The sequence below is a fragment of the Thermaerobacter sp. PB12/4term genome (assembly GCF_003403315.2).
Taxonomy (GTDB): Bacteria; Bacillota; Sulfobacillia; order Thermaerobacterales; family Thermaerobacteraceae; genus Thermaerobacter.
On record NZ_CP048407.1, the window covers coordinates 262,006 to 286,543 of the forward strand.

General features: G+C 74.2%; 21 protein-coding genes. All 21 read left to right on the forward strand.

Annotated features, from left to right (window positions below):
* Nucleotides 1–255 precede the first annotated feature (255 nt).
* The 21 genes from DYI95_RS01130 (at nt 256) to guaA (ending at nt 24,272) form a co-directional block, all read left to right on the forward strand.
* Entirely contained in the window at nt 256–651 is a 396-nt protein-coding gene (locus tag DYI95_RS01130; RefSeq protein WP_116901204.1) for a holo-ACP synthase, read from the forward strand.
* Nucleotides 648–2,705 (forward strand): NAD(P)H-hydrate epimerase, encoded by a 2,058-nt coding sequence (locus tag DYI95_RS01135; RefSeq protein ID WP_243149789.1) that lies wholly within the window; start codon nt 648–650, stop codon nt 2,703–2,705. Before DYI95_RS01130 ends, DYI95_RS01135 begins: the two co-directional genes overlap by 4 nt.
* A 149-nt stretch (nt 2,706–2,854) precedes the next feature.
* On the forward strand, nt 2,855–4,039 hold the full coding sequence (gene alr, locus DYI95_RS01140) for an alanine racemase (protein WP_116901296.1): 1,185 nt from the start codon (nt 2,855–2,857) through the stop codon (nt 4,037–4,039).
* Between the two features lie 381 nt (nt 4,040–4,420).
* On the forward strand, nt 4,421–4,771 hold the full coding sequence (locus tag DYI95_RS01150) for a type II toxin-antitoxin system PemK/MazF family toxin (protein WP_116901201.1): 351 nt from the start codon (nt 4,421–4,423) through the stop codon (nt 4,769–4,771).
* Between the two features lie 36 nt (nt 4,772–4,807).
* Entirely contained in the window at nt 4,808–5,839 is a 1,032-nt protein-coding gene (locus DYI95_RS01155) for an asparaginase (RefSeq protein ID WP_116901200.1), read from the forward strand.
* Nucleotides 5,840–5,893: 54 nt separating this feature from the next.
* Complete coding sequence (locus DYI95_RS01160; protein WP_116901199.1) at nt 5,894–6,754, forward strand: uracil-DNA glycosylase family protein; 861 nt, start codon at nt 5,894–5,896, stop codon at nt 6,752–6,754.
* Nucleotides 6,751–7,236: a tRNA (adenosine(37)-N6)-threonylcarbamoyltransferase complex ATPase subunit type 1 TsaE gene (tsaE, locus tag DYI95_RS01165; protein ID WP_116901198.1), complete on the forward strand. Its 486-nt coding sequence runs from the start codon at nt 6,751–6,753 to the stop codon at nt 7,234–7,236. The genes DYI95_RS01160 and tsaE overlap by 4 nt, the downstream gene beginning before the upstream one ends.
* Entirely contained in the window at nt 7,233–8,306 is a 1,074-nt protein-coding gene (tsaB, locus tag DYI95_RS12085; protein WP_243149790.1) for a tRNA (adenosine(37)-N6)-threonylcarbamoyltransferase complex dimerization subunit type 1 TsaB, read from the forward strand. Before tsaE ends, tsaB begins: the two co-directional genes overlap by 4 nt.
* Nucleotides 8,307–8,463: 157 nt before the next feature.
* On the forward strand, nt 8,464–9,102 hold the full coding sequence (gene rimI, locus DYI95_RS01175; protein WP_116901197.1) for a ribosomal protein S18-alanine N-acetyltransferase: 639 nt from the start codon (nt 8,464–8,466) through the stop codon (nt 9,100–9,102).
* A complete protein-coding gene (gene tsaD / locus DYI95_RS01180) occupies nt 9,099–10,160 on the forward strand; it encodes a tRNA (adenosine(37)-N6)-threonylcarbamoyltransferase complex transferase subunit TsaD (protein WP_116901196.1) in 1,062 nt (353 codons plus the stop codon). The genes rimI and tsaD overlap by 4 nt, the downstream gene beginning before the upstream one ends.
* Before the next feature lie 16 nt (nt 10,161–10,176).
* Nucleotides 10,177–10,827: a DapH/DapD/GlmU-related protein gene (locus tag DYI95_RS01185; protein ID WP_116901195.1), complete on the forward strand. Its 651-nt coding sequence runs from the start codon at nt 10,177–10,179 to the stop codon at nt 10,825–10,827.
* A gap of 282 nt (nt 10,828–11,109) precedes the next feature.
* Nucleotides 11,110–12,546 carry a UDP-N-acetylmuramate--L-alanine ligase gene (gene murC / locus DYI95_RS01190; protein ID WP_116901194.1) on the forward strand — a complete coding sequence of 479 codons (1,437 nt, stop codon included), beginning with the start codon at nt 11,110–11,112 and terminating at the stop codon, nt 12,544–12,546.
* Between the two features lie 196 nt (nt 12,547–12,742).
* On the forward strand, nt 12,743–14,230 hold the full coding sequence (gene guaB, locus DYI95_RS01195) for an IMP dehydrogenase (RefSeq protein ID WP_203530721.1): 1,488 nt from the start codon (nt 12,743–12,745) through the stop codon (nt 14,228–14,230).
* A gap of 48 nt (nt 14,231–14,278) precedes the next feature.
* A complete protein-coding gene (locus tag DYI95_RS01200) occupies nt 14,279–15,703 on the forward strand; it encodes a folylpolyglutamate synthase/dihydrofolate synthase family protein (RefSeq protein WP_116901193.1) in 1,425 nt (474 codons plus the stop codon).
* 311 nt (nt 15,704–16,014) lie between these two features.
* Nucleotides 16,015–17,199: an acetyl-CoA C-acetyltransferase gene (locus DYI95_RS01205; protein ID WP_116901192.1), complete on the forward strand. Its 1,185-nt coding sequence runs from the start codon at nt 16,015–16,017 to the stop codon at nt 17,197–17,199.
* 416 nt (nt 17,200–17,615) lie between these two features.
* The gene (glp, locus tag DYI95_RS01210; protein WP_116901294.1) at nt 17,616–19,046 is read left to right on the forward strand and encodes a gephyrin-like molybdotransferase Glp; all 1,431 of its coding nucleotides are present in this window, start codon (nt 17,616–17,618) and stop codon (nt 19,044–19,046) included.
* Nucleotides 19,043–19,672 (forward strand): cyclic pyranopterin monophosphate synthase MoaC, encoded by a 630-nt coding sequence (moaC, locus tag DYI95_RS01215; protein ID WP_116901191.1) that lies wholly within the window; start codon nt 19,043–19,045, stop codon nt 19,670–19,672. The genes glp and moaC overlap by 4 nt, the downstream gene beginning before the upstream one ends.
* A 67-nt stretch (nt 19,673–19,739) precedes the next feature.
* The gene (locus DYI95_RS01220; RefSeq protein WP_116901293.1) at nt 19,740–20,264 is read left to right on the forward strand and encodes a molybdenum cofactor biosynthesis protein B; all 525 of its coding nucleotides are present in this window, start codon (nt 19,740–19,742) and stop codon (nt 20,262–20,264) included.
* 274 nt (nt 20,265–20,538) lie between these two features.
* A complete protein-coding gene (gene groES, locus DYI95_RS01225) occupies nt 20,539–20,865 on the forward strand; it encodes a co-chaperone GroES (RefSeq protein WP_006904573.1) in 327 nt (108 codons plus the stop codon).
* A gap of 18 nt (nt 20,866–20,883) precedes the next feature.
* On the forward strand, nt 20,884–22,503 hold the full coding sequence (gene groL / locus DYI95_RS01230; RefSeq protein WP_116901190.1) for a chaperonin GroEL: 1,620 nt from the start codon (nt 20,884–20,886) through the stop codon (nt 22,501–22,503).
* A 194-nt stretch (nt 22,504–22,697) separates the two neighbouring features.
* The gene (gene guaA, locus DYI95_RS01235; RefSeq protein WP_116901189.1) at nt 22,698–24,272 is read left to right on the forward strand and encodes a glutamine-hydrolyzing GMP synthase; all 1,575 of its coding nucleotides are present in this window, start codon (nt 22,698–22,700) and stop codon (nt 24,270–24,272) included.
* Nucleotides 24,273–24,538: the final 266 nt, after the last annotated feature.

Below are 24,538 nucleotides of genomic sequence, written 5' to 3' on the forward strand. Positions count from 1 at the left end.
GGCCCCGCGACTCCCCCACTTTCCTTTGTTCGGGAGCCCCGGGTTTTCTGGCGCGGGGACCGGGTGGTCCCGCGACCCGTGCCGGACCGGCTCGGCCGGTGCCTCCGCCGTCCCCAAGCGTTTCGACGGATCCCTCTCACGTCTCGAACCTCTTCGGCCCGTCCGTCACCCCTCGCCCGTCCCGGACCGGTTCCGCCGGTCCCTTTCACCCGGGCGCCGCCTGCGCTAGAAAGAGGACAGAGAGGAGCGACGGGCGTGATCGTCGGGACGGGGATCGACCTGGTCCAGGTCCAGCGCATCGAGGCCATCTTGCGCCGCCGCGGCTGGCGCTGGGCGGAGCGGGTCTTCTCGCCGGAAGAACTGGCCGCCGCCGGCACGGGGCCTCACCGGGCCCGGCGCCTGGCGGCCCGCTGGGCCGCCAAGGAGGCCTTTGCCAAGGCCCTGGGGACGGGCCTGCGGGGGTTTCGCTGGCGGGACATCCGGGTCCGCCAGGACGGCAGCGGCCGGCCCTGGCTCGAGGCCGGCGGGCGGGCGGCCGAACTGGCGCGGGCGGCGGGGGTGCGCCGGATCCACCTCAGCCTGTCCCACGACGGCCAGTGGGCCGTCGCCCAGGTGATCCTGGAGGGCGACCCCGAGGAGGGAAGGCCGTGAGGGGGGAAACCGCACCCATCGATCCTGCCCCGGGGCTCTGGGTCCTCTCGGCCGCTGCGGTCCGCCACGGCGATCGCCTGGCGGCGGCCCAGGGGCTGGAGGGCCTGGTGATGATGGAGACGGCGGGCCGGACCGCCGCCGCCCTGCTGTGGAAGCTGGCGGGCCCCTTCTCCCCCCGGCAGCCGGTGGTGGTCCTGGCCGGGGGCGGCAACAACGGCGGCGACGGGATGGTCCTGGCCCGCTGGATCGGCCGCTGGGCCGGACCGGCCGCGACCGAGGTCTTCCTGCTGGCATCCCCGGGCCGGCTGCGGGGTGAGGCGGCGGTGCAATGGTCCTTGCTGGCCCGGTCGGGTATCCCGGCCACGGCTCTGGAGGATGAGCCGGCCGGCGGCGATCAGAGCGATCCCGCCGGCGCCGGCCCCGGCCCGGACACCTTCCTGCAGCGGCTTACCAGGGCGGCCGCCCGGGCCCGAGTGGTGGTCGACGCCCTGCTGGGCGTGGGGGCCCGCGGCTCCCTGCGCCCCCTGGCCGCCCGGGCCCTCGAGGCCGTCAGCGGGGCGGGCGTGCCGGTGTTCGCCCTGGACCTGCCGTCGGGCCTCGACGCCGACACCGGGGAGGCAGGCTCGGCGGTCCCCCGCGCCCGGTGGACGGCGACCTTCGCTGCGGCCAAGTGGGGGCTTCTCCTGGGCGACGGCCCGGAACGGGCGGGTCAGGTCTTCGTGGTCGATATCGGCTGGCCGCGGGTGCCGCCGGGGGAGGGGATCCCCAGTGGTGAGGACGGGGCCGGCTCCACCCCCACCAGCGAGGCCGGCCCTGTCTCTGGGCCCGCCAGCCGGGCTGGGGCCGGCTTTCCCGCCGCCCGGGTGCTGGACGCCGCCCAGGTGGCGGCCCTGTTGCCGCGGCGACCCTGGGCGGCCCACAAGGGCTGGGCGGGCCACGTCGTGGTGGTGGGAGGCCGCCCGGGCCAGGTGGGCGCCGCCGTCCTGGCCGGCATGGGCGCCCTGCAGGCCGGAGCGGGGACGGTCACCCTGGCCCTCCCGGCTCCCCTGCGGCCCGAGGCTGCCGCCCACCTGCCCGAGGTCATGACCTGGGGACTGCCGGCGACGCCGGAGGGTGAATGGGATGCTCAAGCGGCGGCCGCGCTGACGGTGCGCGAAGGGGAGCGCCGGGGCCGGGTCGTGCGGGTGGTGGGGCCCGGCCTGGGCCAGAGCCCGGGCGCCGCTGCCTGCCTGGCCACCTGGATCGGGGTCGGGGGGGCGTCCTCCGTCCCTGCCCCCGGCAACCCCGGCATCCCGGGCGATCCCCGGGGCCGGGGTGAGCCCGTCCCCCGCGGCCCGGCCGGAGACCGGGATGCCCCTGCGACCTCGCCGACGTCGAGCACTTCCGGGTACCGGGGAGGCCCCGTGGCCCGGCGTGACCCCGCGGACCCCGGCGATCAGGCGGCTGCTACCGGCGCCTTTCCACCCACCGTTCTCGACGCAGACGGGTTGAACCTGGCGGCCGCCCTGGGTCTCGACCGGCTGCGGCAGCGACCCGGTGCCTTCCCGCTGGTGCTGACGCCCCACCCCGGCGAGGCGGCCCGCCTGCTGGGGTGGACCACGGCTCAGGTTCAGGCCAGGCGGCCCCTGGCGGCGCTGGAGCTGGCGCGTCGCGCCGGCGCCGTGGCGGTGCTCAAGGGCGCCGGCACCCTGGTGGCAAGCCCCGACGGGCAGCTTTTCATCTGCACCCGGGGTCACCCCGGCATGGCCAGCGCCGGCATGGGCGACACCCTCGCGGGGATCACCGGGGCGATGCTGGCCCAGGGGCTGGAACCCCTGGCCGCCGCCCTGGCGGCCGTGTACCTCCATGCCCTGGCGGGAGAGCTGGCTGCGGACCGTGCGGGCGTCCCCGTGCGGGCCACCCGGCTGATCGACCGGTTGCCGGCGGCCCTGGATCTCACCTGCCTCGGCCTGCCGGAGACGGCCGACGCCCTGGGCGTGCCGGGGGCCATGTGGCTGCGGGCGCCTCTCTCCGCCCGTGGGGTCGCCTCCACCGGGGTGGAACCCGGCCCTTAGGGCGCGCCGGGACCGGTGCCGGGGCGCCTTGGGCGAGGAGGACCCCCGGCGACGAGGATCCCTTGGCGACACCATGACCCGGCGATGGGACTCCCGGCGACAGGGTCCGGCGCCCCGGGCGCGAAGCTTCAGGGGGAGGAGGAATGGCCGTGGAAGGGCCGGGCCGGGTGCGCCCGACACGCCCCACCTGGGTGGAAGTCGACCTGGATGCCATCGCCCACAACGTCAGGACCCTCGAGCGGCTGGCGTCCCCCGCCCAGCTCATGGCGGTGGTCAAGGCGGATGGTTACGGGCATGGTGCGGTGATGGTCGCCCGCACCGCCCTGGCCCACGGTGCCCGCCGCCTGGCCGTGGCCGTAGTGGAGGAGGGCATCCACCTGCGCCAGTCCGCCATCGCCTGTCCCATCCTGGTCATGGGCTGGACCCCGCCCTGGCAGTACGGCCTGGCCCTGCGGTACGAGCTGGAGCTGACCGTCAGCAGCGAGGACGAGGCCCGGGCCCTGGCCGAGGCCGCCCGCCGCGACGGGCGCAAGGTGCGGGTGCACGTCAAGGTCGACACGGGCATGGGCCGCCTGGGCCTGCGCTGGGACCACCTGCGCCTGGCGGAGACCATCGCCCGCATCGCCGGCCTGGGGGGTCTCGAGGTCGCCGGCATCTTCACCCACCTGGCCACGGCCGACGACCCCGAGGCCCCCCTCACCGAAGACCAGCTCAACCGTTTCGCCCGGGTGCTGCAGTCCCTTGAGGAACGCGGCCTGCGGCCCGTGCTGCGGCACGCCGCCAACAGCGCCGCCCTGCTGCGGCTGCCGGGGGCACGGTACGACTTGGTGCGGCCGGGCATCGCCCTGTACGGGCTGGAACCCTTCCCCGGGGCGGTGGCGGCCTTTGGCCTCCAGCCGGCCCTGGCGTGGAAGACCCGGGTTGCCCTGGTCAAGGAGGTGCCGCCGGGGACTCCCATCAGCTACGGCGCCACCTTCGTCACCCGCCGCCGCTCCCGCATCGCCACCCTGCCGGTCGGGTACGCCGACGGGTTGCGCCGGGCCCTGTCCAACCGCGGGCAGGTACTGGTGGGAGGCCGGCGGGTGCCCATCGTGGGCCGGGTCTGCATGGACCAGGTGATGGTCGACGTCACCGATGCCGGCCCGGTGGCGGTGGGCGACGAGGTGGTCCTGATCGGGCGCCAGGGGGACGAGCAGGTCACCGCCGACGAGATGGCCGGCTGGGTGGACACCATCGGTTACGAGGTGGTGACCGGCATCGGCCGCCGGGTTCCCCGCATCTACTTACGTGGGGGCCGTCCCGTGGCGCAGGCACCGCTGTCCCACCTGTTGTGAGGCGCCGTTGAGAGGCTGCCGAGGGCGCAGCGGCGGGGCAGCGGCAGAGCGGAAGAACCCGGCCGAGGCCGCTGCGGCGGGCCGGCCGGGGCCGGCTGAAGGCCGGCGCGGCCGGTTCGTCCGGAACGGGGAGCGAGGACCACGAGGGGTGATGGACGGTGGCGGGAGACGCCCAATGGCCGGCGGTAGCTGCTGCTGCCCCATCGCCTTGTGTCCCGCCGGCGGGTGCCGGGACGGGGGCGACAGGGCCTTCTCTGACGGAAGAGGGTTTGCGCCGCGGCTATCAGGAGATGGGCCCCCTCAACCAGCGGCTGGCGGAGGAGTGGATTCCCGGGGAACTGGAACCCCGGCGCTGGGATTGGGGTGGGGAGGGCGGTTGAAGTGGACGTCCGCCGCGGCGACATCTTCTTTGCCGACCTGAGCCCCGTGGTGGGGTCCGAACAGGGCGGCATCCGCCCCGTGCTCGTCGTCCAGAATGATGTAGGCAATCGGTACAGCCCGACCACCATCGTGGCGGCCATCACCTCCCAGATCAACAAGGCCAAGCTTCCCACCCACGTGGAACTGCCGGCCGGCAGCTACGGCTTGGAGAAGGACTCGGTGGTCTTGCTGGAACAGATCCGCACCATCGACAAGCAGCGGCTCCTGGAGCGGGTGGCGCGACTGGATGCGGGCGCCATGCGCCGGGTCAACCTGGCCCTGGAGATCAGCCTGGGGCTCCGCGAAATCTAGGTCACGACCGATGTCATGGTGATTGGAGACGGTGGCATGGATCCGGAATTGCTGGTGGAAGTGACCCGCGGCGGCTGGGTGGAGAGCCGCCACCACGGCCACGCGGTGGTCGTGGACAAGCAGGGCCGGCTGGTGGCGGCCGTTGGCGACCCCGAGCACGTAACCTTCCTGCGCTCGACCCTCAAGCCCTTTCAGGCCCTGGCGGTAGTGGCCTCGGGCGCCGCGGACGCCTTCGGCTTCGACGACGCCGAGGTGGCGCTGATGTGCGGTTCCCACGCCGGGGAACCGGAGCACGTGGAACGGGCGGCTGCCATGCTGGCCAAACTGGGGCTGGAGCCGGAGCACCTGGCCTGCGGGCCCCACCCCCTGTCCAGCCCCGCGGCCCTCGAGGCCCTAAAGGCGGCGGGCGGCGAGCCCACCCGGCTGCACAACAACTGTTCGGGGAAGCACGCCGGCATGCTGGCACTGGCGCGGCACCGGGGCTGGCCGGTGGAGGGCTACCACCAGCCGGACCACCCGGTACAGCAGGCGGTACGCCAGCTGGTGGCGGCCCTGACGGGTCTCGAGCCCGGCGGTCCCCGCTGGCGTGAGGCGGTGGACGGCTGCGGCGTGGTCACCTTTGCCTTGCCCCTGGTGGACGTGGCCCGCATGTTCCGGTATCTGGGGCGTCCCGACCTCTTGCCCCCCGGCCTCGACCACCTGGTACCGGCTCTGGAACGGATCCGGCGGGCGCTGATCGCCCATCCCACCATGATCCGCGGGGCCGGCCAGTTCGACACCGAGGTCATCCGGGCCACGGGCGGGGCGTGGATCGGCAAGGTGGGGGCGGAGGGATATTACGCCGGAGCCCTCCACACCGGGCACGCCGTGGCGCTGAAGATCGCCGACGGCCAGGACCGGGCCCGGCCCGTGGCCATCCTGGCCCTGCTGGGGCGGCTGGGCCTCCTGCCGCCGGGCGCCGGGTCCCTCCAGGCGCGGTGGGGCCGGGTGGCGGTGACCAACACCCGGGGTGAGACGGTGGGCGAGATCCGGCCGGCGGGGCGGCTGGCCGGCGGGCCCGCGAGGTAGGCGGTCCCCGCGGCGAGCGGGACCGGCGGCCGGTGCAGGAGGCGGCCTGGTATCGTGGCACGACCGGAAGCCGAGCTGATGCGCATCCACGACATGGCGACGCTGGAGCAGGTGGTCAAAGGCTGCACCGCCTGCGGCCTGCGGGCAGGGTGCCGGGGGGTGGTCTTCGGTGACGGCAACCCGTCGGCCCGCCTGATGCTCATCGGCGAGGGGCCCGGGGCCGACGAAGACCGCCTGGGGCGGCCCTTCGTCGGCCGGGCCGGCCAGCTGCTGGACCGCATCCTGGCGGCTTGCGGGTTCGACCGGCAGCGCCACGTCTACATCGCCAACATCGTCAAGTGCCGGCCGCCCGGCAACCGCACCCCCACCCCGGAAGAACGGGCCGCCTGCCTGCCCAACCTGCGGGCCCAGATGCGGCTGGTGCAGCCCGTGATCGTGGTGCTCCTGGGAGCCACCGCCCTGCAGGCGCTGATCGACCCCGCCGCCCGCATCAGCCGGGCCCGCGGCCAGTGGATCGTCCGGGACGGGGTCTGGTACATGCCGACCTACCACCCGGCGGCCCTCTTGCGCAACCCGGCCCTGAAGCGGGAGTGCTGGCACGATTTCAAGAAGGTGATCGACAAGTACCGGGAGCTGGTCGACCCGGCCCACGTGGCGCCCCATCACCCGCCGGGTGCGGAGGGGCAGGCGCCGGCCCCGTCGGCGGACCGGCGCAGCGTCCCGGCGGGCGCGGAACCCTGGGCGGCGGGCAGCACCGGAGGGCCGGCGGCCGCCACGGAGGAAGCGGCCGCGGCCAGGGAGCCCGAGGACGGGGCCCCGCCGGCCGGCCCCGGGGACGGCGTCCAGCCCGGGGACGAAGTCCACCAGTTGAACCTCTTTGACGAGGCAGGCGGCGAGGGGAGGGGCCGCCGGTGACGGGCCACCGGACCGTAACGATCCCCTCCGCGGAGGCGATGGAGCGGCTGGGTGAAGGCCTGGCCGCCGCCCTGGCCCCGGGCGACTGGATCGCCCTGACCGGGCCCCTGGGGGCCGGCAAGACCACCCTGGTCAGGGGACTGGCCCACGGGCTGGGCTACCGCGGGCGGGTGGCCAGCCCCACCTTCACCCTGGTCCACCTCTACCGGGGCCGCCTGCCCCTGTATCACCTGGACCTTTACCGCCTGGAGGGCGAGGAGGCCTTGCGGGACGTGGTCGACCCGGCGGAGATGGAGGCGTCCGGCGCCGTGGTGGTGGAATGGGCCGACCGGGCGCCAGGGTGGATCCCCGCCGAGGCCCTCTGGCTGGAGCTGGCTCCCCTGCCGGCGGGGGAGGGCCGCCGGGTGACGGCCCGGGCCCAGGGGCGGCGGGCCGCGCGTCTCCTTGACGCCCTCCCGGGAAAGGACGGCGGCTGGCATTGACCTGGATCCTGGCCATCGATACCTCGGGACCCCGCTGCGGGGTGGCCCTGGTACGGGACGGGGAGCCCGCCGGGGCGGAAGAACTGGCCGCGCCGGGCACCAACCGCACCCTGATGCCGGCGGTGGACCGGCTCTGCCGGCAGGCCGGCATCGGCCCCCGGGATTTGGGCGGGGTGGCGGTGGCCCTGGGCCCCGGCTCCTTCACCGGCCTGCGCATCGGGCTGGCGGCGGCCAAGGGTCTGGCGGTGGCCCTCGGCTGCCCCCTGGCGGGCGTGGGGACGCTGGATGCCGTGGCCCTGGCGGCCGCTGGGGCGCCCTCCGCGCCCTCCCGGGACGGGGCGGCAGGCCGCCTGTGGCTGGTGGCGCGGCCCGCCCGGCGCGGGGAGTTTTACGCAGCGATCTACTCGCCGGGCGACCGTGGGGCCGAACCCGCCGGTGGGTTTGCCGCGGCGAACTGGCCCGCGGGGACGGCGGCGAGCGACCCGGCGGCCGTGGCCCGGCCGGCAGGCAGCATCCGGCCCTTCCGGCGCCTGTGGGGTCCCGGCCTGGTGGGTACCCAGGTGTTGCGGGAATGGCTGGCCGGGCCTGCGGCGGTGCCGGCGGTACCCACGGTGCCGGTGGTGCCGGTGGTGCCCGCGGTGCCGGCCGATGCCTCCTGCCCGGCCGGCGAAGAACACGACACCCGGTCGACCCCGGGGGTGGCGGCCGGAGGCTGGGTCCTGGTCGTCGACCCGGTCCACGGGGCGGAGCTGGCGCCAGGTGGCCGGGATGGGGCAACGGCGGACCAGGAAGACCGGGGGGACCGGGGTGGCCGGGCCGCGGCGCCGGCGGGGGAGGGCCCGGCAGGTTCGACTCCCGGCCCGGGACCGGGGCCGGGCCCCATGGTGGTGCCCGACCCCGGGGCCGTTCCCCTGGCGGTGGCCCGGCTGGCCCAGGACCGGCTGGCGGTGGGGGGCGACGACCCCGGCACCCTGGCGCCCCTGTACCTGCCCGCCGGTTCGACCTACCGGCCTTACGTTCTTCCCGCTGCCCAGCCCACCCCCCCGTCCGGGACGGGGCGCAGCTCCTGACGGGCAGGTGGGCTGCGGTGCACGGGTTTCCCCCGCCCGCCCACTGGCCGGGGCGGGACATGGCCCACCGCCCGAAGGCCCCCGGCTGCCCGGGGGGAGCCGGCGACGCGCGGTAACCCCTGCCGTGGCCCGACACGCACCGGCAGGGCAAGATGCTATGATGGAACTGCCCTCGCGGGAGGTGAGCGGGGTGGCCCTATCCCATGACGTGCAGAGCCAGCCCGGCGAGATCCGTATCGACCCCATGACGCCGGGCGATTTGCCGCTGGTGCTGGCCATCGAGCGCCGCTCCTTCCCCACCCCCTGGTCGGAGCGGGCCTTCGCCAGCGAGCTGCGCGACAACCTCTACGCCGACTACATCGTGGCCCGCCGCGGGCACCGGCTGGTGGGGTACGCGGGCATGTGGTGCATCCTGGACGAGGCCCACGTCACCACCATCGCCGTCGACCCCGAGTTCCGGGGCCGGGGGATCGGCAACCGCCTGCTCACCGCCCTGGAAGAACGGGCCCTGCGGTACGGCTGCCGGCGCATGACCCTGGAGGTGCGGGTGAGCAACCACGTGGCGCAGCGGCTCTACCTGCGCCATGGCTTCCGCCCCTGCGGGATCCGGCGGGGCTATTACGTGGACAACGGGGAGGACGCCATCATCATGTGGCGCGACCGCCTGGACCCGCCGGGACCCGTGGCGGCGGAGGGGGATGACGCCCCGCCAACCGGCCGGGATGCCGGGCTCCAGTCCGGGACGGAGCCGGCCACCGGTGCCGGCGCGGCCCCTGGCGGGAGCGAGCGCCCGTGAGCCGGCCCCACCTCACCCTGGGCATCGAGACCAGCTGCGATGAGACCAGCTTCGCCGTGGTGGCGGGCGGCCGCCGCATCCTGGCCAACGTGATCCTCAGCCAGACGGGCGAGCACGGCCGCTACGGCGGCGTGGTGCCCGAACTGGCGTCCCGGCGCCACGTGACCAACGCCGTGCCCTTGCTGCAGGAGGCCCTGGCCCGCAGCGGCATCACCCTGGCGGAGGTCGACCTGGTGGCGGTGACCCGCGGGCCGGGTCTGGTGGGCGCCCTGCTGGTGGGGGTTTCCCTGGCCAAGGCCCTGGCCTGGGCACTGGACAAGCCGCTGGTGGGCGTCCACCACCTGGCGGGGCACATCTATGCCAACTTCCTGGCCGGCCCCGGGGACGAACCGGCCCCTGAGCCCCGCTACCCCGCGGTGGCGCTGGTGGTGTCGGGCGGCCATACCGACCTGTTCCACCTGCGGGAGGGCGGGGGCCTGGCCTGGCTTGGCGGCACCCGGGACGACGCCGCCGGCGAGGCCTTCGACAAGGTGGCCCGGGAGCTGGGGCTTGGCTACCCGGGCGGGCCGGTCATCGACCGCCTGGCCGAGCGGGGCGATCCCCAGGCCTTTCCCTTCCCCCGGGCCATGCTGGACGACGACTCGCTGGATTTCAGCTTCAGCGGCCTCAAGACCGCGGTGCTCTACGAGCTGGAGCGCCGCGGCTGGCGCGACCCGCAGCGGCGGGGCGAACTGGAGGCCCGCCTGCCCGACCTGGCCGCCAGCTTTCAGCAGGCGGTGGTGGACGTCCTGGTGGCCAAGACCCTGCGGGCCGCCCGGCAGGTGGGGGCGCGCCAGATCTACCTGGCCGGCGGCGTGGCGGCCAACCGGCGCCTGCGCCGGGACCTGGAGGCCGCAGCCCGGGAGGCCGGCCTGAACCTTGCCTGCCCGCCCCCGGTTCTCTGCACCGACAACGGGGCGATGATCGCCGCGGCGGGTTATGCCGCCTGGCGGCGGGGGCGCCGGGACGGGCTGGAGCTGGACGTCGATCCCGACCCGCCCCTGGACGAATGGTTTTAGCGCGGGAGGGGTGGCCATGGTGGCGGCAGGGGACGGGCAGGCCCAGGCGCGGCGCGGCGGCGGCCGGCCGCCGGGGGAGATGGCCTGGGCCCAGGCCCTGGTGGCCGCCGGAAGCGGCAGCCCAGGGCCGGGTGGGGCCGGCTCGTCCGGCGGGGAGGGGGCCTGGCAGGCGGTGCCGCGCCAGCAGCGGCTGCGCCGGCACCCGGTGCCGCCGGGGCGCAACTCGCTGCACTACTGGCGGGAGGCCAAGAGCCTGCCCCGGGTGGCGTGGAACTTCCTGGTGATCTCCCTCTGCCGGATCCTGCCCTGGTTCGGGGTGAAGAACTTCCTCTACCGGCGCCTGGGGATGAAGGTGGGCCGGGACGTGGCCTTCGGCCTCATGGCCATGGTGGACGTCTTCTGGCCGGAACTGGTCGAGGTGGGCGACAACAGCATCATCGGCTACAACACCGTGCTTCTGGCCCACGAGTTCCTCATCGGCGAGTACCGGACGGGGCCGGTGGTCATCGGCCGCAACGTGATGATCGGAGCCAACTGCACCATCCTGCCCGGCGTGGTGATCGGCGACGGCGCCGTCGTGTCGGCCCATTCCCTGGTCAACGCCGACGTGCCGCCGGGCGCGGTGGTGGGCGGCGTGCCGGCCCGGCCCATCGGCCGCCGGGGCTGAGGGCGGTGGTTCCGAGCATGCCGCCGGGGCTGACGGCGGCGGTCCGGAGCAGGCCGCCGGGTTCCTGGACGGGCCGGTCCCGCCTGGTGCGAATGTTTTCCAGCCCGCGACCCCAAGCTAGCCTTTAGAGGCAGCGGTTGCAGGCCCCGGCAGGCTGCCGTGGCAACCCGCGGGCCCGCGGCATACATCGTGAAATGCGCCGGCCGGGCGGCGGTGGACAAGGGAACGGGCGGGGCGATGCGAATTCATGGGGGCATAGATGCAGGGAAGGTGGAACGGGCGATGGAGGAACCGGGGTACGCGCCCCCCATGGACTGGTCGGGCAAGCGGGTGCACTTCATCGGCATCGGCGGTTACGGCATGAGCGGCCTGGCGCGCGTGCTCCTGGCCCGGGGCGCCCGGGTCAGCGGGTCGGACGTGCGCCCCTCCGATCGCACCCGGTGGCTGGCCGGGAACGGGGCGGAGGTCCACATCGGCCATGATGCCCGCCACGTGGCGGGTGCGGACCTGGTGGTCTACAACACCGACGTGCCGGCCGACAATCCGGAGCTGGTCGCCGCCCGCCAGGCGGGCATCCCCATCTGGCACCGTTCCCAGGTCCTGGCCGACCTGATCAACCACCGGCAGGGCGTGGCGGTGACGGGCACCCACGGCAAGACCACCACCACGGCCATGACGGGCCTGGTGCTGGTGGCCGGCGGGTTCGACCCCACGGTGCTGGTGGGCGGGGAGGTGCCGGAGTTCGGCACCGCCACGGCGCGGCTGGGACATGGCCCCTGGGTGGTGGCCGAAGCCTGCGAGAGCGACGGCACCTTCCTGCGCTACTTCCCCCGGATCGCCGTGGTCACCAACGTGGAGCCCGAGCACCTGGACCACTATGAGGGCGACTTCCGGCGGCTGCTGGATGCCTTTCGGGGTTTCCTCGGCAACGTCCGGCCGGGCGGCCTGGTGGTGGCCTGCGGGGACCACCCCGTGGTCCGGCAGCTGCTGGCCGGTCTTCCGGCGGGCCGGGTGCGGGTCGCCCGTTACGGCGTGGAGGCCGAGGACTGCCACCTGCGGGCCCGGGACGTCCAGACCGGCCCGGAGGGAACGCGCTTCAGCGTCTGGCAGGACGGCCGGCCGCTGGGCGAGGTCACCCTGGCGGTGCCGGGGGAGCACAACGTGCTGAACGCCCTGGCCGCCCTGGCGGTGGGGCTGGAGGTGGGCGTTCCCTTCGGCGTCGCGGCGCAGGCCCTGGCGGGGTTCCACGGTGCCAAGCGGCGCTTCCAGGTGATCTACGACCGGGACGGCATCCTGGTGGTGGACGACTACGCCCATCACCCGACGGAGATCCGGGCCACCCTGCGCGCGGCGCGGCAGCGCCGGGGCGCCGCGGGGCGGGTCATCGCCGTCTTCCAGCCCCAGCGCTATTCCCGCACCCGCCTGCTGATGGACGAGTTCGCCCGGGCTTTCGGCGACGCCGACAAGGTGATCCTTACGGAGATCTACGCCCCGCCGGGCGAGCGCCCCATCCCTGGCGTCTCCAGCGCCGTCCTGGCCGAGCGTATCGCCCAGGAAGAGGGGCGTCCCGTGGATCTCTTCTCCAGCCGGGAGGACCTGATTGAGCACCTGCTGGCCACGGTGCGGCCCGGCGATCTGGTGCTGACCATGGGCGCCGGCGACATCTGGACGGTGGCCCGGGACCTGGCCCGGCGCCTCCAGGCGGTGACGCCGGCCTGACGAGCCGGCCGCGGCCCGCACGCTGGTTTCCGGCCCCCATTGAAAGGCCCACCTCGCCGTGTTACGTATGGAACCAATAACCCGGGTGTGCCGGGTGGCCGGCTTCGTCCCCGGCCGGCCCGGCCCCCAGGAACCCGGTGGGGAGGGGCGAAACGTGAGGGCCGATCCGATCACGGCCGGACCGGCCAGCGACGGGCTGGCCGGAGGAACCGGCCGCGCGGCCGCCGGCAAGATCGCCAGCGAAGGACTGACCTTTGACGACGTGCTGATCATCCCCGCAGCCTCGGAAGTGCTTCCCCGCGACGTCGACGTCTCCACCCGCCTGACCCGCCAGCTGCGCATCCGCATCCCTCTGGTCTCCGCCGCCATGGACACCGTCACCGAGGCCCGTCTGGCCATCGCCCTAGCCCGGGAGGGCGGCATCGGCATCATCCACAAGAACATGCCGCCCGAGCGGCAAGCGGCCGAGGTCGACAAGGTCAAGCGGTCCGAGCACGGCGTCATCGTCGATCCCTTCTACCTGTCGCCGCAGCACCGGGTGCGCGATGCCCTGGAGCTCATGGCGCGCTACCATATTTCCGGTGTCCCCATTGTCGACGGCCACGGGATCCTGGTGGGGATCATCACCAACCGGGACGTGCGCTTTGAGGAGAACCTGGACCGGCCCATCGCCGAGGTGATGACCCGGGAGGGCCTGGTCACGGCGCCCGAAGGCACCACCCTGGCCCGGGCCCGGGAGATCATGCGGCAGCACAAGATCGAGAAGCTGCCGCTGGTCGACGGCGCGGGCCGGCTGCGGGGGCTCATCACCATCAAGGACATCGAGAAGGCGATCCGCTACCCCAACGCGGCCAAGGACGAGCGAGGGCGCCTTCTGGTAGGAGCGGCGGTGGGCGTGGGCCCGGCGGGCCTCGAGCGCGCCGATGCCCTGGTGGAAGCCGGGGTCGACGTGCTGGTGGTCGACAGCGCCCACGGCCACTCGCGCAACGTCCTGGAGACGGTCCAGGCCCTCAAGCGGCGCCATCCCCAGGTGCCCCTCATCGCCGGCAACGTGGTGACCGCCGAGGGCACCCGGGCGCTGATCGAAGCGGGGGCCGACGCCGTCAAGGTGGGCGTGGGGCCGGGCTCCATCTGCACGACCCGGGTGGTGACGGGGGCCGGCTTCCCCCAGCTCAGCGCCATCCTGGACTGCAGCCAGGAGGCGGACAAGTTTGACGTGCCGGTCATTGCCGACGGGGGCATCAAGTATTCAGGCGACATCGTCAAGGCCCTGGCCGCCGGCGCCAGCGCGGTGATGATCGGCAGCCTGTTTGCCGGGACCGAGGAGGCGCCGGGCGAGCTGGAGATCTTCCAGGGCCGCAGCTTCAAGGTGTACCGGGGCATGGGCTCCCTGGGCGCCATGAAGCAGGGGGGCGCGGAACGCTACTTCCAGGAAGGCGAGGCGAAGTTCGTCCCCGAAGGGGTGGAGGGCCGCGTACCCTATCGCGGCCCCCTGTCGGAGACGGTCTTCCAGCTGGTGGGCGGCCTGCGGGCGGGGATGGGCTACGCCGGGGCGCCGGACATCGAGACCCTGCGCCGCCACGCCCGGTTCGTCCGCATCACCAGCGCCAGCCTGGTGGAGAGTCACCCCCACGACATCACGGTGACCAAGGAGCCCCCCAACTACTGGCTGGGCCGGGTCTGAACACGGGCTGGAAGAACCGGCCCGGCCGCCCGAGGTGGGACGTAAGGGTTGCAGGAACGCAAGACCGGTGCGGAGGGACGGGCGCCGGGCCAGGAGGCGGTGGCCTACCTGCAGGGGCTCGGCCGCTTCGGCATGCGCCTGGGGCTGGAGCGCATCCGTGGCCTGCTGGAGCGGCTGGGCCACCCCGAGGAGGGCCTGCCGCCCGTCTACCACATCACCGGAACCAACGGCAAGGGGTCGACGGCCAGCCTGATGGAGGCCATCCTGCGGGCGGCGGGCTACCGGACGGCCCTCTTCACCTCCCCCCATCTGGTCCACTACGAGGAGCGGTTCCGCTTCGACGGCCGGCCGGTGTCCGGGGTGGAGCTGGCCGCCGCCGTCGAGCAGGTGCGGCGGGCGGCGGCGGCCCTGGCGGCCGGCGGAGGGGTGGAGCCGCCCACGGAGTTCGAGGTGGCGACGGCCGTGTTCTTCCTGCTGGTCCAGGCGCGGCGGCCCGACGCCGTGGTGCTGGAGGTGGGGCTGGGCGGCCGCCATGACGCCACCAACACGGTGCCGCGGCCGGTGGTGGCGGTGGTCACCAACGTGGCCCTGGACCACACCGACCGGCTGGGGCCCACGGTGGAAGCCATCGCCTACGACAAGGTGGGCATCGCCCGGCCCGGTGTCCCTCTGGTGACGGGCGCCCTGGATCCGGCGGCCCTGGCAGTCCTGCGCCGGGAGGCGGCGGCCCTGGGGGCGCCGTTGTGGGAGGTGCGTCCCGAGGAGGCGGCGCTGGAGGCGCGGGATCCGCGGGACCAGGGCGGGCAGGCGGCCGTGGCCACCTACCGGCTGCGTTCGGCGGGTCCGGACGGGTCCTGCTGGGACTACCGGGGGCCGGCCCCGGCCCCCGCCCGCTGGGACCGGCTGCCCCTGACCCTGGCCGGACCGCACCAGGTGGCGAATGCCGCGGTGGCGGTGACGGCGCTGCTGGCCGCCGCCGCGACGGAACGGGGCCTGCCGGTGACCCGGGAGGCGGTGGAACGCGGCCTGGCCGCTGCGCGCTGGCCCGGCCGCATGGAGCGGGTCCGGTGGCGGGGCCGGGAGATCTGGCTGGATGGGGCCCACAACCCGGCCGGCATGGCGGCCCTGGCCCGGACGGTGGCGGCCCTCTGGCCCGATCGCCGGGTGGTGCTGGTGGCCGGCATGCTGGACGACAAGGACGTGGAACAGGCGGCGGCAGCTATCGCCCCGGTGGCGGCGCGGGCGGTGGTGACGGAACCCCCCTCGCCCCGGGCCGCCCGGGCGGAGCGGCTGGCCGGGGCGCTGGCCGGACGTGGGGTGCCGGTGGCCATCCAGCGGGAGCCTCTGGCGGCCCTGGAGCGGGCCCTGCAGGAAGCAGGACCGGGCCAGCCCGTGCTGGTCTGCGGCAGCCTCTACCTGGTGGGAACGGTACGCGCCCAGGTGCTGGCCCCCACGGCGGCACCCGGCGGCTGACCTTGCGGTAGGCGGTCCCGGGAGCGGCGGGCCGCAGGGGCTGCTCCGCCGGGGCTTCCGCGCGACGGCCGTGCAGGGAGGGCGCCCGCCGGGGGAAGCTGACCGGTGCTGGGTGCGGGCGGTACTGGGCGCGGGCAGCGCTCAAGGGGCTTTGCCCGAGGACGGCACGACGCAGGGAACGGGCCCTTGCAACCCGAACTGCCCGGTAGAGGCCGGCCCGGTCGCCCCGGCGGGTTCGCCGGCGGCGTCCTTGGGGGCGGGGCATCGCCCCGGGTTTGCCCCATCGGCCGGCCGTGCGGGGGGAGAGTTCGGTGAAGCAAACCGTGATCATCGACGGGGCACGGACGCCCTTCGGCAAGTTCGGCGGGGCCTTGAAGGACGTCCCGGCGGTCGAACTGGGCGCCGTGGCGATCCGGGCGGCCCTGGAACGGGCCGGGGTTGCCGGCGACCAGGTGGACTACGTCCTGATGGGCATGGTCGTCCAGGCGGGGGCGGGCCAGATTCCGTCGCGCCAGGCGGCGGTCAAGGCGGGGTTGCCGGTGACGGTGCCCTCGGACACCATCAACAAGGTCTGCGCCTCCAGCCTGCGGGCCGTGAACCTGGCGGATGCCCTGATCCGGGCCGGGGATGCGGCCGTGGTGGTGGCGGGCGGCATGGAGAGCATGAGCCAGGCGCCGTACCTGGTGCGCCAGGCCCGTTGGGGCGCCCGCATGGGCCACGGCGAGCTGGAGGATGCCCTGCTCACCGACGGCTTGCTCTGCGCCTTCGGCGGCTGCCACATGGGCGTGTACGGCAGCCGGGTGGCGGCGGAGTACGGCATCACGCGGGAGGAGCAGGACCGCTGGGCGCTGCGCAGCCACCAGCGGGCCGTGGCGGCCATGGACGCGGGGCGGCTGGCGGAGGAGATCGTCCCCGTGGAGGTGCCGGGGCGCAAGGGCCAGGTGACCCGGGTGGAGGCCGACGAGGCGCCGCGCCGGGACACCAGTTACGAGAAGCTGGCCGCCCTGCCCCCGGCGTTCGAGAAGGACGGCACGGTGACGGCGGGCAACGCCCCGGGCATCAACGACGGCGCCGCCGCCCTGGTCCTCATGGAGGCCGAGCGGGCCCGGGCCCTGGGCCTCAAGCCCCTGGCCACCATCGTCAGCCAGGGGCAGGCCTCGCTGGACCCGCCCTACCTGCACACCGTGCCCTATTACGCCGCCGAGCGGGCTCTCCAGAAGGCGGGCCTGCGCCGGGACGACATCACCCTCTTTGAGGTCAACGAGGCCTTTGCCGCCGTGGCCCTGACCACCATGAAGCTGGGCGACTGGGACCCGGAGAAGGTGAACGTCAACGGCGGGGCCGTGGCCCTGGGGCACCCCATCGGCGCCAGCGGCGCCCGCATCCTCCTGACCCTGGCCTACGAGCTGCGCCGCCGGGGCGGCGGGTACGGCATCGCCACCATCTGCAGCGGCGGCGGCCAGGGCGAGGCCACCCTGATCCGGGTGGATCCCTGAGGCCCGGGCGCCCGGCCGGTCAAGGCGGCGGCCCGCCATCGCCGATCCCGCGGTCACGGGGCCGCTCGACCGGTCACGGGGCCCGCCCGGGCGCCCGCTTGCGGCCAGTCGCCGCGCCGGCCCGCCATGGCCCCGGCCCCTGTCGCGGGTGGCCCGGGCCGCGGCCGGCCGCCGGGCAAGCGCGTACACCAGGAGGCGGCCGGCACCGGACGCCGCAAGGAGCAGCAACGGCCTGCGGGGAACGCGGTAGGGGCCAGCCGCAGCCCCGGGGGCGAGCCGCCGGCTGGGAGGATAGCGGCCGGCTGCCGACAGCTGCGAACAGGACACAGGCCGAGGTAGACCATGGAACGCCAGCGGGCGTGAAGGCGGTCTGGGACGTCCCGGGCCGCAAGACCCGCGCCCAGGGAGGTGCCGCCGTGGCGGGGTACGAACCCGAACCAGGCCACGAACCGGAAGCCGCGGCCCGTGCCGCGGAGGCCCAGGCCCCGGCGCCCGCGGGGGCGGCAAGCGCGGCCGGTACCGCATCCCAGGAACCGGTCCGGGATCCGGGAGGTTCGCCGGCGCCGGCGTCCCCGCGGGACACCGGCCTGCCGGGGGCTGGCTTCCGGGCGCCCTTCCCCAGCGCCGGGCTCCCTACGGTGGCCGAGGCCCTCCAGCGGATCCTGGCGGCGGCGGGCCGGCCGTCCCTGGCGACGGAAGAGGTGCCCCTGGCCGCGGCCCTGGGCCGGGTGCTGGCCAAGCCCGTCTACGCCCCCGAGGACGTACCGGGCTTTCACCGGTCGACCGTCGACGGATACGCCGTGCGCAGCCAGGACCTGCGGGGCGTGGAGCCCGGCCGGCCGGCCCGCCTGCAGGTGGCGGGCCGGGTGCTGGCGGGCCAGCCCGCCCGGGTGACGGTGGAACCCGGCCAGGCCGTGGCCGTGCCGACGGGCGGGATGCTGCCGCCGGGCGCCGATTGCGTGGTCATGTTCGAGCACACCACCCGGGAGGGACCGTGGCTGCTGGTTCACCGCTTTGCCGGCCCCGGCGACAACGTCATCGCCCGGGGCGAGGACGCCGCCGCCGGCCTGGCCCTGTTGCCGGCCGGGCGCCGGCTGGGGCCCGCGGAGCTGGGCGCCCTGGCGGGCGCGGGTGTCACCCGCCTGACCGTGGCCCGGGGACCCCGGGTCGCCCTGCTGCTGACCGGCGACGAGGTGGTCCCTCCCGGCCAGGTGCCCGCACCCGGCCAGATCCGGGACATCAACGGGGTGGCCCTGGTCGCCGCTCTGCGCCAGGATGGCGCCGAACCCCTCGACCCCGTCTACGTGCGGGACGAGCCGGACGCCTTCCGTCAGGCCCTGGGGGCCGCCCTGGCGGCTGCCGACCTGGTGCTGATCTCGGGCGGCAGCTCCGTGGGCGAGCGCGACCTGACGGCCGAGCTGGCCGCCGAGCTGGAGCCGCCCGGGGTGATCCTCCACGGCATCGCCCTCAAGCCGGGCAAGCCCACCCTCTTCGCCATGGCGGGGCGCAAGCCGGTGTTTGGCCTTCCCGGCAATCCCGTCTCGGCGCTGGTGGTCTACCGGCTGCTGGTGCGGCCGCTGATCCAGCGCTGGCTGGGGCTTGCACCCGAGCCCGGTCCCGGCCCCCGCATCCGGGCGCGCCTGGAGACGGCCCTGCGCCGGCCGCCGGGCCGGGAAGAGTACGTACCCGTGGCCCTGATCTGGCGCGGGGGCGAGTACGGTGCCCGGCCCCAGCCCCGCAAGTCCGGCCTGATCTCGGCCCTCACGGGGGCCCAGGGGCTGGTCCACCTGCCCCTGGAGATCGAGGGCCTGCCGGCGGGTGCGCAGGTGGAGGTGATCCCCTGGTGAGGGAGCCCTTGCCGGCCGGGCAGGGAGCGGAACCCGGCCCCGGCCGGGCCGGGGCGCCGGCCGGCGCCGGAGGGACCGGGTCAGGCCTTGCGGCAGGGTCCCAGGAATGGACCCACCTGGACGGGACGGGCCGGGCCCGGATGGTGGACACCAGCGGCAAGCCCGTCACCCTCCGCGAGGCCGTGGCCCGGGGCCGGGTGCGCATGGCGCCGGCCACCCTGGCCCGCCTGCGCGCGGGCGACGTGCCCAAGGGGGACGTCTGGGCCGTGGCCCGGGTGGCGGGCATCCTGGCGGCCAAGGAGACCGGCCGGCTGATTCCCCTGTGTCATCCCCTGCCTCTTGATGCCGTGGCCGTCGACTTCCGGCTCAGCGCCGAGGGCGTGGAGATCCAGGCCACCGCCCGCACCGCAGCGCGCACGGGGGTCGAGATGGAAGCCCTGACGGCGGTCACCGTGGCCGCCCTGACCCTGATCGACATGTGCAAGGCCCTGGACCGGGGCATGGTGATCGAGGCCGTCCGCCTGGTGCGCAAGACCGGCGGGCGCAGCGGCGAGTACACCCGCCCGGACGAGCCGGCCTGGGAGGACCTGGGCGAGCCGGTGGGGCCCCCGGGCCCGCAGCCATGACGGAAACCCCTGCCCCCGGGGCCCCGCAGACCCGCAAACCGGACGACCGGAAGGGAAGGTGAAGGCCGTGCGGGTGGCGATCCTGACCGTGAGCGACGGGGTGAGCCAGGGCTGGCGCCGGGATGACAGCGGCGAGTACCTGGCCCGCTGGGCTGCCGAGGGCGGGGCGGTGGTGGTGGACCGCGGTGTCGTGCCCGACGACCGGGACGCCATCGCCCGCTGGCTGCGGGCGGCGGCCGGGCGGGCGGACATCATCTTCACCACCGGCGGCACCGGCCTGGGTCCCCGGGACGTCACGCCGGAAGCCACCCTGGACGTGGTGGAGCGCCTGGTGCCCGGGCTGCCCGAGCGGATGCGGTCCGCCACGGGCGCGGCCAACCCCATGGCCTACCTTTCCCGGGGGGTGGCGGGCATCCTGGGCCGCACCCTGATCGTCAACCTGCCGGGCAGCCCCCGGGGGGTGGCCGAATGCCTGGCAGCGCTGGAACCCTTGCTGGCCCATGCCGTGGCCATCCTGCAGGGGGGCGGTCACGACGCTCCGGGCCACCCTCTCCCGCCCCCGCCCTCAGGCGCACCATCCGGCCATGCCTGACCGGCCACGCATAAAGCGCCCCTCGCGCGGGAACAGGATAAGCGGCCGAGTTGGGAGCGGCGGCCAAATCGGGGCTTGACGACCGTTTTTGGCCGCCTTACCATAGTCGGTGGCTTAGCACTCTCCGGAAGGGAGTGCTAACAGGACAGGCGTCCAGCGGCCCGGGGGCTCCGGCCCGCCGGCCCGCCGGCCGGTCATCCTGCAACCCATCATCCAATCGCTGTGGCCGGGCGCCCCGGAACCAACCTGCATCCTTTCAGGGAGGTGCACGGCGGTGAGCGTTCAGCCGCAGCCCAAGGGAGGGACCGTTTCGGTGAAGCTGCGCCCTCTCGGCGACCGGGTGGTCGTCAAGGTGCTGGAGGAAGAGGAGCGGACCAAGGGCGGGATCATCCTGCCGGACACGGCCAAGGAGAAGCCCCAGCAGGGTGAGGTCCTGGCCGTGGGCACGGGCCGCATCCTCGAGAATGGCCAGAAGGTGCCCCTGGAGGTCAAGGAAGGTGACCGGGTCATCTTCTCCAAGTACGCCGGCACCGAGGTCAAGCTGGATGACGAGGAGCTGCTGATCCTCAGCGAGCGGGACATTCTGGCCATCGTTCAGTAACCGAGGAGGGGAAGCGGCATGCCGAAGCAGCTGGTCTTCAACGAGCAGGCGCGGCGCAGCCTCGAAAAGGGGCTGAACACCGTCGCCAACGCCGTCAAGATCACGCTGGGGCCCAAGGGCCGCAACGTGGTCCTGGAGAAGAAGTTCGGCTCCCCCACCATCACCAACGACGGCGTGACCATCGCGCGGGAGATCGAACTCAAGGACCCCTTCGAGAACATGGGCGCCAAGCTCCTGACCGAGGTGGCGACCAAGACCAACGACGTGGCGGGTGACGGTACCACCACCGCCATCGTGCTGGGCCAGGCCATGGTCCGCGAGGGCATGAAGGTGGTGGCCGCCGGCGCCAACCCGATCCTGGTCAAGCGGGGCATCGAGAAGGCGGTCGCCGCCGTGGTGGAGGAGATCAAGCGGATCGCCAAGCCCGTGGAGACCAAGTCGGCGACCCAGCAGGTGGCCTCCATCTCCGCCAACGACGAAGAGATCGGCAAGATGATCGCCGACGCCATGGAGAAGGTCGGCAAGGACGGCGTCATCACGGTCGAGGAGAGCAAGACCCTGGACACGACCGTGGAGGTCGTGGAGGGCATGCAGTTCGACCGGGGCTACCTGTCGCCGTACTTCGTCACCGACCCGGAGGCCATGGAGGCCGTCCTGGAGGATCCCTTCATCCTGATCACCGACCGCAAGATCTCCTCGGTCAACGACCTGCTCCCCGTCCTGCAGCGGGTGGTGGAGCGGGGCAAGCCGCTGCTGATCATCGCCGAGGACGTGGAGGGCGAGGCCCTGGCCACCCTGGTGGTCAACAAGATCCGCGGCACCCTGCAGTCCTGCGCGGTGAAGGCGCCCGGCTTCGGCGACCGGCGCAAGGCCATGCTGGAGGACATCGCCATCCTCACGGGCGGCCAGGTGGTCTCCGAAGACCTGGGCATCAAGCTGGAGAACGTCACCCCCGACATGTTCGGCCGCGCCAAGAAGGTGGTCGTGGAGAAGGAGAACACGACCATCGTCGAAGGCGCCGGCGATCCGCAGAAGATCAAGGCCCGCATCAACGTCATCAAGCGGCAGATCGAGGAGACCACCTCGGACTTCGACCGCGAGAAGCTGCAGGAGCGGCTGGCCAAGCTGGCGGGCGGCGTGGCCGTGATCAAGGTCGGCGCGGCCACCGAGGTGGAGCTGAAGGAGAAGAAGTACCGCATCGAGGACGCCCTCTCCGCCACCCGGGCGGCGGTGGAGGAGGGCATCGTCCCCGGTGGCGGCTCCACGCTGGTGCACGCCATCAAGGCGCTGGACAAGGTGGAGGCCCGCAACGAAGACGAGCGGATGGGCATCGAGATCGTCCGCCGCGCCCTGGAGGAGCCCCTGCGCCAGATCGCGACCAACGCCGGCCTGGAGGGCTCCGTGGTGGTCGAGCGGGTCAAGCAGCTGCCCGACAACGAGGGCTTCGATGCCCTGACGGGCGAGTACGGCGACATGTTCGCCCGGGGTATCGTCGACCCGGCCAAGGTGACCCGTTCGGCGCTGCAGAACGCCGCCAGCATCGCTGCCATGGTGCTGACCACCGAGTCCCTGGTGGCCGACCTGCCCGAGGACAAGAAGGAAGCGGCTGGCGGCAGCATGGGCGACATGGACTTCTGATCCGGTCGCCACGAAGGGACCGGCCCGATAGGGTGGCCGCAAGCCGCTGGCGCGCGGCACCCTTCCCGGAACACAGCACGCCGCGGGGTGGAACCCCGCGGCGTGCTCTTTCAGGGGGGACCGGCGTTTCAGGGGGGACCGGCTTCGGGCCGGACCATGGTATCATGCCGTCAATGAAAAGGAGCGATGGGACCATGTCCGATGCCCGTTCCCCCCTTTCCCCGGCCGAACCCGCCGAGCGGGTGGTGATCCTGGACTTCGGCTCCCAGTACGGCCACCTCATCGCCCGCCGGGTGCGGGAGCTGGGGGTGTACTCGGAGGTCCTGCCCCACAACGCGCCGCTGGCCCAGATCCTGCGCCACCGGCCGCGGGGCGTGATCCTTTCCGGCGGTCCGGCGAGCGTCTACGAGCCCGGTGCCCCCCAGTGCGATCCCGGCCTGTGGCATGCCGGGGTGCCCGTTCTGGGCATCTGCTACGGCATGCAGCTCATGGTCCACCAGCTGGGCGGGCGCGTGGCCCGCGCGGAAGAGCGGGAGTACGGCCCGGCGACCCTGGAGGTGGAGGAACCCGGCCGCCTGCTGGCCGGCCTGGGGCCGCGCCTGGAAGTGTGGATGAGCCACGGCGACCGGGTGGAAACGCTGCCGCCGGGCTTCACCGTCCTTGCCCGCACGGCCGCCTCGCCCTTTGCCGCGGTGGAGGGAGGCGGCGGCCGCTGGCTGGGGGTCCAGTTCCACCCCGAGGTGGGCCACACCCCCCGGGGCCGGGAGATCCTGGCCAACTTCCTCTACGGCGTGTGCGGCTGCCGGGCCGGCTGGACCATGGCCGGCTTCGTCGAGGAAGCGGTACCCGCCCTGCGACGCCAGCTGGAGGGCGCTCGGGCCCTCTGCGCCCTTAGCGGCGGGGTCGACTCCACCGTGGCGGCGGTTCTGGTCCACCGGGCCATCGGCCCCCGGCTGGCCTGCGTGTTCGTCGACACGGGCCTGTTGCGGGCGGGGGAGGTGGAGGAGGTCCAGGAAAGCCTGGCCGGGCTGGGCATTGACCTGCGGGTGGTCGACGCCCGGGACCGGTTCCTGGCCGCCCTGGACGGCATCGCCGACCCCGAGGCCAAGCGCAAGGCCGTGGGCGAGACCTTCATCCGCGTGTTCGAGGAAGAGGCCCGGCAGCTGGCCGAGGAACTGGGGTCCATCCCCTTCCTGGTGCAGGGGACCACCTATCCCGACGTGATCGAGAGCGGGGGCGGCGCCGCGGCGACCATCAAGAGCCATCACAACGTGGGCGGCCTGCCCCCGGACCTGGCGTTCCGGCTGGTGGAGCCGCTCCGCTACCTGTTCAAGGACGAGGTGCGGGAGGTGGGGCGCCGCCTGGGGCTGCCGGAGGCCATCGTCCAGCGGCAGCCCTTCCCCGGCCCGGGGCTGGCCATCCGCATGGCGGGGCCCGTGACCGCCGAGCGGCTGGAACGGCTGCGGGCCTGCGACCGCATCGTCCGGGAGGAGATCCGGCGGGCCGGGCTGGAGGGTCGCCTCTGGCAGGCCTTTGCCGTCCTGACGGGCACGCCCACCGTGGGCGTGATGGGCGACCGGCGCACCTACGGCGAGGCGGTGGCCGTGCGGGCGGTGACCTCGGGGGACGGCATGACGGCTGACTGGGCCCGCCTGCCCCACGAGGTCCTCGACCGTATCGCCCGCCGTCTGGCCAATGAGGTAGAGGGCGTCAACCGCGTGGTCTACGACATCACGTCCAAGCCCCCGGCTACCATCGAGTGGGAGTGACGCCGGGGGGTCAGGCCTGTGGGAGTGAGCCGTGGGGAGGCGTCAGACATGGGCATGGCCGCCGGAACCCGGCCCGGAGGCCGGGTTCCGGGCTTCCGGACCCCTGCCCGGCCGGTGGCCCCGGGCGCATGGGTCCGGCCCCAGACCGAGGGGATCCCGGCCCGTGGCCCTGGACCCAGGGGGTGGGCCCCGGGTCCCAGACGCCGTTCGACAAGAAGGGCGCCCGCGCGAGGGACAGGTTGGCCGTGGCGGCGGCGAAGGATGTA

Coding starts and splice junctions, on each gene's coding strand:
- guaA (WP_116901189.1), top strand. CDS start 22,698: ATGTCCGATGCCCGTTCCCCCCTTTCCCCGGCCGAACCCGCCGAGCGG.
- groL (WP_116901190.1), top strand. CDS start 20,884: ATGCCGAAGCAGCTGGTCTTCAACGAGCAGGCGCGGCGCAGCCTCGAA.
- murC (WP_116901194.1), top strand. CDS start 11,110: ATGGAGGAACCGGGGTACGCGCCCCCCATGGACTGGTCGGGCAAGCGG.
- rimI (WP_116901197.1), top strand. CDS start 8,464: ATGATGGAACTGCCCTCGCGGGAGGTGAGCGGGGTGGCCCTATCCCAT.
- DYI95_RS01185 (WP_116901195.1), top strand. CDS start 10,177: ATGGTGGCGGCAGGGGACGGGCAGGCCCAGGCGCGGCGCGGCGGCGGC.
- DYI95_RS01155 (WP_116901200.1), top strand. CDS start 4,808: ATGGATCCGGAATTGCTGGTGGAAGTGACCCGCGGCGGCTGGGTGGAG.